The sequence below is a fragment of the uncultured Thalassospira sp. genome (assembly GCF_963976115.1).
Classification (GTDB): Bacteria; Pseudomonadota; Alphaproteobacteria; order Rhodospirillales; family Thalassospiraceae; genus Thalassospira.
The window spans coordinates 52,227-64,181 of sequence record NZ_CAXBJJ010000018.1 but is presented as its reverse complement, the minus strand read 5'-3'; the positions used below and the strand labels follow the sequence as shown (position 1 = coordinate 64,181).

General features: G+C 53.7%; 9 protein-coding genes. 7 read left to right on the top strand and 2 right to left on the bottom strand.

Translation table 11 applies throughout. The features are described from left to right. Window positions 1-34: 34 nt before the first annotated feature. Window positions 35-1,009: an ABC transporter ATP-binding protein gene (locus AAC086_RS20095; protein ID WP_339781429.1), complete on the bottom strand. Its 975-nt coding sequence runs from the start codon at window positions 1,007-1,009 to the stop codon at window positions 35-37. Window positions 1,010-1,144: 135 nt separating this feature from the next. Between AAC086_RS20095 and AAC086_RS20090 the strand changes: the two genes are divergently transcribed. The 6 genes from AAC086_RS20090 (at window position 1,145) to AAC086_RS20065 (ending at window position 7,789) form a co-directional block, all read left to right on the top strand. After that, window positions 1,145-1,321, top strand: coding sequence for a zinc-finger domain-containing protein (locus AAC086_RS20090; RefSeq protein WP_339781427.1), 177 nt, complete (start codon window positions 1,145-1,147; stop codon window positions 1,319-1,321). Between the two features lie 130 nt (window positions 1,322-1,451). Next, window positions 1,452-2,675, top strand: coding sequence for a tryptophan synthase subunit beta (gene trpB / locus AAC086_RS20085; RefSeq protein ID WP_339781425.1), 1,224 nt, complete (start codon window positions 1,452-1,454; stop codon window positions 2,673-2,675). Then, window positions 2,672-3,520 carry a tryptophan synthase subunit alpha gene (trpA, locus tag AAC086_RS20080; protein ID WP_339781423.1) on the top strand — a complete coding sequence of 283 codons (849 nt, stop codon included), beginning with the start codon at window positions 2,672-2,674 and terminating at the stop codon, window positions 3,518-3,520. Before trpB ends, trpA begins: the two co-directional genes overlap by 4 nt. A 54-nt stretch (window positions 3,521-3,574) precedes the next feature. Then, entirely contained in the window at window positions 3,575-4,504 is a 930-nt protein-coding gene (gene accD, locus AAC086_RS20075; protein ID WP_339781421.1) for an acetyl-CoA carboxylase, carboxyltransferase subunit beta, read from the top strand. Between the two features lie 2 nt (window positions 4,505-4,506). Then, on the top strand, window positions 4,507-5,814 hold the full coding sequence (locus AAC086_RS20070) for a folylpolyglutamate synthase/dihydrofolate synthase family protein (protein ID WP_339781419.1): 1,308 nt from the start codon (window positions 4,507-4,509) through the stop codon (window positions 5,812-5,814). Between the two features lie 307 nt (window positions 5,815-6,121). Next, window positions 6,122-7,789, top strand: coding sequence for a methyl-accepting chemotaxis protein (locus AAC086_RS20065; protein WP_339781417.1), 1,668 nt, complete (start codon window positions 6,122-6,124; stop codon window positions 7,787-7,789). Between the two features lie 330 nt (window positions 7,790-8,119). Here the strand turns inward: AAC086_RS20065 and AAC086_RS20060 are convergent, their stop codons facing one another. Continuing rightward, complete coding sequence (locus AAC086_RS20060) at window positions 8,120-8,893, bottom strand: hypothetical protein (RefSeq protein ID WP_339781415.1); 774 nt, start codon at window positions 8,891-8,893, stop codon at window positions 8,120-8,122. 179 nt (window positions 8,894-9,072) lie between these two features. Between AAC086_RS20060 and polA the strand changes: the two genes are divergently transcribed. Further along, the gene (gene polA, locus AAC086_RS20055) at window positions 9,073-11,913 is read left to right on the top strand and encodes a DNA polymerase I (protein ID WP_339781413.1); all 2,841 of its coding nucleotides are present in this window, start codon (window positions 9,073-9,075) and stop codon (window positions 11,911-11,913) included. The last annotated feature ends 42 nt before the right edge of the window (window positions 11,914-11,955 follow it).

Here is an 11,955-nt window from a genome sequence, read left to right as displayed (position 1 = left end):
TCCAATCTGGTTGGCTTTCACCAGCCAGATAAAATCAGGCGGCACGCCCGGCGGCATCGTCGGCCCGCGATTTGTTATTGGCCCGGGTCAGCATCAGGAAGATGTCTTCCAGATCGCCTTCATCGGTAGAAAGGTCGTTGATTTCCAGACCACTTGCCTGAATCGCCAACAAAATATCGGACATACTGTTTTCGCTGGGGCGATAATGCAGGGCAATCTGGCTTTCACCCTTTTGCTCGGCACCCCATGGTTTCAAGGCATCGGGAATGGCATTGAGCGTCCCTTTCACCGTCAGGATCAGGGCTTTGTGATCAATACGCCGCAGAAGCGTTTTTTTGTCTTCATGGGCAATGACCTTGCCCTGATTGATGATGGCGATTTCATCACAAAGTTCTTCGGCTTCTTCCAGGTAATGCGTGGTCAGCACAATGGTGACGCCCGCCTTGTTAAGCTCTTTGACATAGGCCCACAATTGCTGGCGCAGTTCGATATCGACACCGGCTGTCGGCTCGTCAAGCACCAGCACCGGCGGGTTATGAACCATGGCCTTGCCCACCAGCAGCCGACGGCGCATGCCCCCCGAAAGCGAGCGTGCATACGAATCCGCCTTGTCAAGCAAGCCAATCGCATCGAGAATTTCATCGGTCCGGCGTTCGGCCTTGGGCACGCCATAGAGGCCCGCCTGCAATTCCATCGCCTGGCGCGGACTGAAAAAAGCATCCAGATTCAATTCCTGTGGCACAATCCCGATCGAACAGCGCGCCAGACGCATCTGGTCAACAATGTCGTGCCCCCAGATTTTTGCCGTGCCGCCACTTTTGGTGACCAGACCAGCCAAAATATTGATAAAAGTGGACTTTCCCGCCCCGTTCGGCCCCAAAAGGGCAAAAAACGAGCCGCGGGGAATTTTTAGTGAAACGTTATCAAGTGCGAGCTTTTCGCCTTGTGCGCTTTTATAGACCTTGGTCAGTCCTTCGACCTCGATCGCATAATCGGGCATTGCATTCATAAATGCATGATCTCCGCTCTTTTCCACAGGGCGCATTTGCGCTAAACCGATGCGGAAGTGTTGATTGAATATGCGTTATGGGTATCATCCCGGTCTGACCGGGGTCAATATCGTCGCAAACTGGGAACGAGATATATGAAGATCACCGAAGAAATCAAAGTCGGCAGCCTTAATATTGCCTGTGATGGTGGCAAAGGCCATCTGGGTCACCCGACCGTCTATCTCAATCTCGAGGAAAAAGGCGAGGTGGTCTGCCCTTATTGCTCCAAAAAATATATCCTCGACAAAACCCTGGCACAGGCTGACCACTAGGGTCGCCTGCCTGCCCGCATATTTGCGGTCATCCAACCGGCACTTAATTGCGTAAACAGTGTTGTTCTGCCTTCTTTGCCTGCCTCACCCGGCACAGCATTTTTGCTGCGGCCCAAAACGGGGACTATCCATGACGTCTGCTTCAACTTCGATAAACAGCTTTCGCTCCCTGCCCGATCCGGACGGGCATTTTGGCCAGTTTGGCGGACGTTTCGTCGCCGAAACGCTGATGCCGCTGATCCTCGAGCTTGAGCAAGCCTATAAGGACGCCAGGGAAGACCCCGAATTTCGCAAGGAAATGGATTATTTCCTGAAATATTATGTGGGTCGGCCAAACCCGCTTTATTTCGCGCAAGGGCTGAGCGACCATCTGGGCGGGGCAAAAATCTATTTCAAGCGCGAAGACCTCAACCATACCGGCGCGCATAAAATCAACAATTGCATCGGCCAGATTCTGCTCGCCAAACGCATGGGTAAAACCCGGATCATCGCCGAAACCGGTGCCGGGCAACATGGTGTGGCAACCGCCACCGTCTGTGCCCGTTTTGGCCTGCCTTGCACCATTTATATGGGCGCAAAAGACATTGAACGCCAATCGCCCAACGTGTTTCGGATGCGCTTGCTCGGCGCCGAGGTTAAACCGGTCACATCGGGCTCGCGTTCGCTTAAAGATGCCATGAACGAAGCCCTGCGCGACTGGGTGACCAACGTTTCCGATACATTTTACATCATTGGCACCGTTGCCGGGCCGCATCCCTACCCCGAACTGGTCCGCGATTTTCAATGTGTGATCGGCAACGAAGCCAAAGAACAAATCCTTGATGCCGAAGGCCGCCTGCCCGATGAACTGGTCGCAGCTGTTGGCGGCGGGTCAAACGCCATGGGCCTGTTCCATCCGTTCCTCGATGACAAGGACGTTGCCATTACCGGTGTCGAGGCCGCAGGCCACGGTATCCATACCGGCCACCATGCCGCCAGCCTGAGTGCCGGACGCCCCGGTGTATTGCACGGCAACCGCACCTATTTGCTGATGGATGATGACGGCCAGATCAAAGAAGCCGATTCGATTTCTGCCGGGCTGGATTATCCCGGTATCGGGCCGGAGCATTCATGGTTAAAAGACATTGGTCGCGTTAATTACGTGGCGATCACGGACAAGGAAGCCTTATCGGCCTTTACCCTGTGTTCCGAAAAGGAAGGCATCATTCCGGCCCTGGAATGCGCCCATGCCATTGCGCAAATTGTTAAAACCGCGCCCAAAATGAGCAAGGACCAGATCATTCTGATGTGCCTGAGCGGCCGGGGTGACAAGGATATCTTTACCGTGGCTGAAGCACTGGGAGTCAAACTGTGAGCGACGCAATCATCGGCGGCAAAGACCGCATCGTCAAACGGTTCGAAAAGCTGCACGCAGAAGATCGCGCCGGGCTGGTCACCTTTATCACCGCAGGCGACCCGGACCCGGAAACCTCGTTTGAAATTTTAAAATCCCTGCCGAAAGCCGGTGCCGACATCATCGAACTGGGCATGCCCTTTACCGATCCGATGGCCGATGGCCCTGCCATTCAGGAAGCCTCGAACCGCGCCCTTGCCGCGGGCATGCATATGCGTAAAACCCTGTCGCTGGTGCGCGGGTTTCGCGATGAAGACCATGAAACACCCATTATTTTGATGGGCTATTACAACCCGATTTATATTTATGGCGTGAACGAATTTCTCGAAGATGCCCGCAATGCCGGGGTGGATGGCCTGATCGTAGTGGATCTGCCGCCCGAAGAAGATAGCGAACTTTGCACACCCACGGTGGAAAAAGGCCTGAGCTTCATTCGACTGACCACCCCGACTTCGGATGACAAACGCCTGCCCAAGCTGGTACAGAACACCAGTGGCTTTGTTTATTATGTTTCGGTTGCCGGTGTTACCGGGGCCGGATCGGCAACCAATGACCAGGTCATTGAAGCCATGGCGCGCCTGCGCCGCCACACCGATTTGCCAATTGCCGTTGGTTTTGGCATTAAAACGCCGTCCCAGGCTGCCGAGGTCGCCCGCGTGGCCGATGCTGCCGTCGTCGGCTCTGCGATTGTATCAAAAATTGCCGAAAGCCTTGACGAAAACGGCAAGGCCACCGATAACACCGCCCTTGTGGTCACTGGCCTGGTACGTGAACTGGCCGATGGTGTGCGCAACGCCCGCAAATAATGTTGCCCGCACCAGCAAGACCGATTTAGGCAAAACCGAGGATCAATATCCGATATGTCGTGGCTGACTGAATTCGTCCGACCCAAAATTCAGAAACTGGTTCGCCGCAGCGAAGTGCCGGAAAATCTCTGGCACAAATGCCCGTCCTGCGAACAGATGATTTTTCATCGCGACCTGGCCAAGAACAACCATGTCTGCCAGCATTGCGGCCATCACATGCGGATTTCCGCCCGTGATCGCCTGGAACTGATGTTTGACAGTGGCAAATACCAAACCATCGAGTTGCCCTCGGTGCCGGTTGATCCGCTGCGTTTTCGCGATCAGAAAAAATATACCGATCGCTTGAAAACCGCCCAGGCCAAGGCCGAATTCAAAGATGCCCTGGCTGTTGCCCATGGCACCGTTGGCGGCCATGCCACCGTTATCGCTGTTTTTGACTTTTCCTTTATGGGCGGGTCGATGGGAACAGCGGTGGGCGAAGGCATTGTCGCCGCAGCCGAACTGGCCATTGTCCAGGATGCAGCCTTGATTATTGTTCCGGCATCGGGCGGGGCCCGTATGCAGGAAGGTATTCTGTCGCTGATGCAAATGGCACGGACCACGGCCGCGATTGACAAGGTCAAGGAAAAGGGTCTGCCCTATTTCGTCTTGCTGACCGATCCGACAACGGGGGGTGTTTCGGCATCCTTTGCCATGCTGGGCGATATTCAAATCGCCGAGCCGGGCGCGCAAATCGGCTTTGCCGGACGCCGTGTTATCGAAAACACCATTCGCGAAAAACTGCCGGAAAATTTCCAGACAGCCGAATATCTGCTGGAACATGGCATGGTCGATATGGTGACGCCGCGCAATGAACTGAACGCGACCTTTGGCCGCCTGATCGACATGATCCGTCGCCCCAAACCCGGTGCATCAATAGTGCCAATCAAAGCTGGCAACAAGGCGGATAATGCCCAAGACACATCTTCGGAAAAAGCGGACTGAACATGCAGGTGGCAACATCGCAAAGCAGTGCCATTCTTAACCGGTTTGGCCTGCTTCATCCCAAGATAATTGATTTATCCCTGGGCCGGATTGCAACCTTGTTGCAAAAACTGGGCGATCCACACCTGAAACTTCCGCCCGTTATTCATATCGCAGGCACCAATGGCAAGGGATCGACCCTTGCCTATCTGCGCGCCATTTACGAGGCCGCAGGTCTGCGGGTTCATACCTCGACCTCGCCGCATCTTGTGACCTTCCACGAGCGCATCGTGCTGGCGGGCAAACAGATTTCAGAAGAAGATCTGTGCACCCTGCTTGAAGAAGTCGAAGCCATCAATGCCGGTGCGCAAATAACCTATTTTGAAATCACCCAGGCGGCTGCCTTTCTGGCCTATTCGCGCATTGACGCCGATATATTATTGCTTGAGACCGGTCTTGGCGGCCGGTTTGATGCCACCAACATTTTGCCCAATCCCACCCTGTGCGTGGTTACCCCTGTTTCAATCGACCATCAGGCATTTCTGGGCGACACGGTTGAAAAAATCGCCTTTCAAAAGGCCGGAATCATGAAACCCGGTGCCCCCTGTGTAATTGCCCCGCAGGTTTTACCGGCATTTGATGTGCTTACACGCCATGCCGGTAAGGTCGGCACACCGCTGATTACCAATTTCGCCCTCACCTACCAGGACGATGACGGGTTTGATTTCCATATTGACGGTGCGATCTCACATCTGCCCGCCCCGGCCCTGCCCGGGCGTCATCAATATGTCAATGCAATGGTGGCGGCTGTTGCCGCGCGACATGCCGGTATCAAGGCGGCCAACGGCACGGATATTGACTTTGAAACCATTGCCACGGGTCTTCAAAATGCCAAATGGCCCGCCAGGCTTCAGCGCCTGAAACAAGGACCGCTGATTGACCTTTTACCCGACGATGCCGAATTGTTTGTTGATGGCGGCCATAACATTGCAGCGGCCGAAGTAATCGCCAACTGGCTGGCGCATTCTCACCCCGCCAGACAGACTGTTGCGGTCATGGGAATGCTCGACAACCGGGACCCGGTGGCGTTTTTGCGCCCGCTCGCCCCTTATATCTCCGGGCTTGCTGCTGTTACCATTCCCGGCGAACATCAGGCCCACGCACCACAAACCCTGTGTGATGCAGCCACAACGCTGAACATCCCCGCTACGGCCTGTTCTTCAGCAACGCACGCCATCGAAACCCTGCGAGATACCTTTCCAGAGGCACGCCGGTTCCTGATTTTAGGGTCGTTATATCTGGCAGGAAATATTCTGGCCGAAAACAACTGAATTTGGCGGCATTTACCGCCCGTCACGTTTGCGGCTACCGCCCGTCGCGTTTACGGCAACCCAGCCCTGCATGGATAAGCCTTATACAGGCTTGTTATAAAAAATCTGCATTTTCATATCTTTAAAAAACTAACTTTGATTAGAAAAACTCCAAGATGTGACAGGGGAATAATTTTTTACGTTTTCACATTTCAATGTTGTCGTTTCATCTATAAACCTCTAGGCGCACCAAAGATAATAATGAGCATATGGCGAAGGGCAGGACCGACTAATATGCCCGCAATACCTGGTAAAGGAGTACCGAAAGATGAACGAATTGTCCTTTCAGCCCGCGATGAATGATGACGCAAAAACTGATTTTACCGCGTTGCGTCAAAAACTGTCTGATGACCTTCGTCTCGTATTAAAACCTGCGTTTAATAACGTTTCTGAAACCGTTCTGCCCACAGGAACGGGAAACGCGGACCGGCTTGTCGACCTTCAAATCCAGACATGGATCCACGCGGTTGAAGGAACATCTGATCAATCCCGAAGTGATTCGAAACTGGGGCACCTTTATCATCTCCTGAATTTTAACAGCAGGGACATTTCCCGGCTCTATCACCGCGCCTTTAACCTGCTCGTTGACGACCTGTCGCATCATTGCCGCTGGAAACCCTCGCATCTTAAGGTTTTCGCCCAAAGTTTGCATTACGGCATAACCATGTCGCTTGAGGAAACCCTCCGGGACTTTTTCCAGACCTCGTATGATCGGGCCGTAAAAGACGCTGGCAATCGGTTTGCAGATCAAATGCTGGACAACAACGTCGATTTATCGATGTCCATCAATGAAGTCGCCAGTTCAAACGCCTCCATGATGCGCGAAATGGGCGAAGTGGATTTGCAGACCCACTCAATCTCGACCGCCGTCGAAGAAATGACGACCGGCATTGCCGGAATCAGCGAAAATACCGCGGAAGTTGCCCGGCAGGTTGTAACGGCAAGTTCAACAGCGAAAAACGGTACTGGTATCATCAAGGACACGGCCGAAAACATGCGCCTTGTTGCCCTGGCCGTGACTGAGGCCAGTCAACGCGTTGAAATGCTGGCCGAAACATCCAGTCGCATTGTCGAAATGATCGGTATCATTGACGACATTGCCGCTCAGACCAACTTGCTGGCCCTGAACGCCACAATTGAGGCTGCACGTGCGGGTGAAGCAGGCAAAGGCTTTGCTGTGGTTGCCGGTGAGGTCAAAAATCTGTCAAGCCAGACCGCACGCGCAACCGTTGATGTCCGCAGTACGATCGAGGCCCTGACTGTCGAGATTTCCGGGATCGTCCAATCGATGAAAAACGGTGCGGATGCCGTCCGCGCAGGTGAAAAATCGATGCAGGAATCTGTTCAGTCGATTGAACATATCGGCACCCTGATCAGCGATATCTCGGCCCGCTCGGTTGAAATTGCCGGTATCCTTCACCAGCAGGAACAGGCATCCGCCGAGGTCTGCCTCCGGATCAATAAAATCGCGAAGGAAACCGCCGACAACGTCAAGGTGATCCGCGCCAGTGCCAATGCCACCGACCACGTCGTCGATAAGGTAGGAGAGCAAATTGCAGCACTTTCCAAATTCGATGTGCCGAACAAAAGTATCCGGATTGCAAAATCCGACCATGTGATCTGGAAAAAACGCCTTGCCGATATGTTGATCGGTCGCCAGAGCCTCAAGGCCGATGAACTGGCACAGCACACCAGTTGCAACCTGGGCCACTGGTATAATAGCGAAGATTCCAGAGACCTGCGCCACAACCCGGCCTTCAAACAGCTCGAAGAGCCTCACAAGACGGTTCATGAATGCGGGATCGAAGCTGTCAGGCGCTACAATAAAGGGGATGTCAAAGGCGCGCTTGAACTTTACACCAAAGTTGAAACCGCCTCTGTTGACGTTATCCGTCTGCTCGACGCGTTGATCAATACGAAAACATCACCCCGTTAATCACAAATCACCGCCTTGATCGGGACCACGAACCGCTCCCGATCAAGGCCGCGCCATACATTGCACGCGTTCTTGCCCAATTCGCAAATAACGGCGGATCGTCCGGATAACCGATCTGATACATCGCCTTTTAAAATATGTTTCCTAATCCGGTACAATCCGATAGGTCACGGGCACGGCATCGCGCCAAACAGCCCGCTTCGCAAGCCCAAAGGTTTTTTCTGATTTATGCGAATGAAAACAATATACTAAAATATACCAACTGGTATGAATGTTGGAAATAATGCCCGTCAAAAATCATTCCGGCAGGCGATACCCCCGTTTTTCCCATCATTGCGATGAATGGTTCAAACGCTTGGTACCATCATAACCGGTTTTGCCGGTGGGTAACGATCTGCCGCCATGACGGGCAGAAAGACCGACATTATCGCCTGGCGCATTATCTCCGCCGCTGCCAGTTCCATCGTCATCGTGCGTGTCAAAGCCGCCCCGCCGACGGACAATCCGGCCAGACAGCCAGGTATATGTGGCCACATAAAGAATAAATCCACCAACCCCGATTGTCAGGGTCAGGAACTGAAGAATGGGCAGGAAGCTGCCAAACATGCCAGCGCCGCCATAAATCATAAAAATGCATATCGCGGCCACCGGTGCCAGTGCCATAAAAAACAGGCCCCGCACTTTCTGACGGATCGGGCGATAATGCATCAGCATCAGATAAAACAGATGCATCAACGTCACAAACACCAACAGCTTGATCAGCAATACAAACTGATCCCCGTTCGACAGGGACTGGTTACGATCATAAATGCCAAAAGCCACGAACAACCCATGCAGCGCCCCCCCAAAAAGGACGAGGGTTAAAAGGATGCGCAATAACGTCCCGCGTGACAGCCAGCCATCATTGCTGGCAGCTTTTATTTGTGACTGTCCTTTTTTGCCCCTGGCGGCTTTTTTGCTGTTTTTTCGGCGATTTTCAAGTTTCATGCCGTCGTGAATGTCGCGTGACAAGCCAGCCGCCTCGACACCTTTGCCGAACGGTTGATAAACGGGCTTTTCACCGCGCCGGTTTACCGACTTTTCCTCACGCCTGATCACTGACATCCCATCCCTGCCGCGCACATATCAGTATGCTACACCCCCAAAACATACCAAGCCTAACCCGTTATTGTCAGCACAAAGCGCTGTGTTAGACAATTCGGCGTCACCCTACTCGACTTCGCCCGCCTTATACGGCATTCTGCGGGCCACCCAATTCATCGAGAAAAACGAGCATCCATCGTATGACCGATTCTGCCCAGCCCCCCCGCCGTGTCGTCCTTGTTGACGGGTCCGGCTTTATTTTCCGCGCGTTTCACGCCCTGCCCCCCATGAGCAGCCCTGACGGCACCCCCGTCAATGCCGTTTACGGGTTTTGTACCATGCTGATGAAACTGCGCGAAGATACCCGCCCCGATCATATGGCGGTTATTTTTGATACCAAGGGCAAAACGTTCCGCAACGATTTTTATCCGGCTTACAAAGCGCACCGTCCGCCGCCCCCCGAAGAACTGGTGCCGCAATTCGGCCTGATCCGCGATGCCGTGCGGGCCTTTAACCTGCCATCGATCGAACTTGAAGGCTATGAAGCCGACGACCTGATCGCCACTTATGCCCGCCAGGCCGAAGCACAGGGTGCCGAAGTTATCATTGTCTCGTCGGACAAGGATTTGATGCAGCTGGTGACCGATCACGTCGAAATGTTTGATGCGATGAAAAACCGCACCATTCGTGCCGCCGAGGTGATGGAAAAATTTGGCGTCGCGCCGAACAAGGTAATTGATGTTCAGGCGCTGGCTGGTGACGCCGTTGATAACGTGCCCGGTGTGCCGGGCATTGGCATTAAAACCGCAGCCCAGCTGATTGATGAATATGGCGACCTTGATAGCCTTCTCGAACGGGCGGGGGAAATCAAACAGCCCAAACGCCGCGAAAAGCTGATCGAAAATGCCGATCTGGCCCGTATCTCGCGTGATCTGGTACGCCTTAAAACCGATGTTCCGGTAACCCACCCGGTCGATGATTTTGACCTGCTCGAACCCGACCCGGATGTGCTGCTGTCTTTTATTGCCACCCATGGCTTTAAATCGCTGGCTGCCAAGATCAAAGCCAAGTTTGGCGACACCGTTGATGCCAATGGCCTGACCGAGGCAGGCACCGGTGTGAATGATGTCAGCGTTACCAAGGCAACCTACGAACTGGTCCAGGACGAAGAACGCCTGAAACACTGGATCGCCCAGGCCGATTATGAAGGTACACTGGCGGTTGATACCGAAACCACATCGCTTAACGCCCATCAGGCCAAACTGGTTGGTATCTCCATTTCGGTCAAGCCGGGCGAAGCCTGCTATATCCCGCTGGGCCATGGCTTTGTTGATGAGGAACCCGCCGCCAGCAATAGCGGTGCAGTCCAGGGCGGCTTTGATTTTGACAGTGCGCCCGCAGATACCAAAGACGACATCCCGGCCAAGGAAATCCCCAAGCAGATCCCGCTCAAACGCGCGATTGAGCTGTTAAAACCGCTGCTGGAAGATCGTGGCGTTTTAAAAGTCGGCCAGAACATCAAATACGACAAAATCATTTTTGCCCGTTATGGCATCGATGTTGCGCCGATCGATGACACCATGGTGCTGTCCTATGTGCTTGATGGCACCAGCCACGGGCATGGCATGGACGAACTGGCCGATTTGCATCTGGATTATAAAACCATCAAATTTGCCGATGTTGCCGGTTCTGGCAAAAAGCAGATCACCTTTGATCAGGTGCCGTTAGACAAGGCACTGGATTACGCCGCCGAGGATGCCGACATTACCCTGCGTTTGCACCGGTTGCTTAAACCCCGCATCGCGCAGGAACATATGGCCAGTGTTTATGAAACGCTGGATCGCCCGTTGGTCCCGGTGCTGGCCAAAATGGAAGGCATTGGCGTTAAGGTCGATGCCGATATTTTGCGTCATTTGTCATCCGATTTTGCCACCCGCATGGCCGTTCTGGAAAAAACCATCCACGAAATGGCGGGCGAACCTTTCAATCTGGGCAGCCCCAAGCAGCTGGGCGAAATCCTGTTTGAAAAGATGAGCCTGTCGGGCGGCAAAAAAACCAAAACCGGCGCCTGGCAAACCGGGGCCGATGTGCTTGAAGGCCTGGCCGCACAGGGCCACGACCTGCCAGCCCGCATTCTGGACTGGCGCCAGCTTTCCAAACTGAAAAGTACCTATACCGACGCGCTGGCAACCCATATCAACCCGGAAACCGGGCGGGTTCACACCAGTTATGGCCAAACCAACGTCAATACCGGTCGTTTGTCCTCGAACGAACCCAACCTGCAAAACATTCCGATCAGAAGCGAGGAAGGCCGTAAAATTCGTACCGCCTTTATCGCCGATAAGGGCTGCAAGCTGATATCTGCCGACTATTCACAAATCGAGCTGCGCCTGTTGGCCCATGTTGCCAAAATCGATGCCCTGCGCACCGCCTTTAAAAACGGCGAGGACATTCATGCCTCAACCGCATCCAAGGTGTTTGGCGTACCGATAGAGGGTATGGACCCGATGGTACGCCGCAAGGCCAAGGCGATTAACTTTGGCATCATTTACGGCATTTCCGCCTTTGGTCTGGCAAACCAGCTGGGCATTCCACAAAAAGAAGCCAAGGCCTTTATCGACGCCTATTTCGAAATTTACCCCGGCATTCGCGATTATATGGAACGGGCCAAGGATTTTGCCAAAACCCACGGCATGGTCCGCACCCTGTTTGGTCGCAAAATTTACATCAATGGCATTAATGATAAAAACGGCATGCGCCGCAGCTTTGGCGAACGTGCGGCCATTAACGCCCCGATTCAGGGCGGTGCCGCCGATATCATCAAACGCGCCATGATCGCCGTTCCCGATGCCCTGATCGATGCCGGATTAAAAACCCGCATGCTCTTGCAGGTCCACGATGAACTGATCTTTGAAGCCCCGGAAGACGAGGCGGAAAAAGCCGTAAAAGTGATTCGTGACGTGATGGAAAATGCCGCCCACCTTAGTGTGCCTTTGATTGCCGATGCCGGTATTGGCAATAGCTGGGCTGATGCACACTAAAATCTGTTCCGATCAGACGGATGAATTGATTTCTTATCCGTC

Bases quoted from the DNA above. Each gene is read 5' to 3' on its own strand.
- AAC086_RS20095 (WP_339781429.1), bottom strand. From the start codon at position 1,009: ATGAATGCAATGCCCGATTATGCGATCGAGGTCGAAGGACTGACCAAG.
- AAC086_RS20090 (WP_339781427.1), top strand. From the start codon at position 1,145: ATGAAGATCACCGAAGAAATCAAAGTCGGCAGCCTTAATATTGCCTGT.
- trpB (WP_339781425.1), top strand. From the start codon at position 1,452: ATGACGTCTGCTTCAACTTCGATAAACAGCTTTCGCTCCCTGCCCGAT.
- accD (WP_339781421.1), top strand. From the start codon at position 3,575: ATGTCGTGGCTGACTGAATTCGTCCGACCCAAAATTCAGAAACTGGTT.
- AAC086_RS20070 (WP_339781419.1), top strand. From the start codon at position 4,507: ATGCAGGTGGCAACATCGCAAAGCAGTGCCATTCTTAACCGGTTTGGC.
- AAC086_RS20065 (WP_339781417.1), top strand. From the start codon at position 6,122: ATGAACGAATTGTCCTTTCAGCCCGCGATGAATGATGACGCAAAAACT.
- AAC086_RS20060 (WP_339781415.1), bottom strand. From the start codon at position 8,893: ATGTCAGTGATCAGGCGTGAGGAAAAGTCGGTAAACCGGCGCGGTGAA.
- polA (WP_339781413.1), top strand. From the start codon at position 9,073: ATGACCGATTCTGCCCAGCCCCCCCGCCGTGTCGTCCTTGTTGACGGG.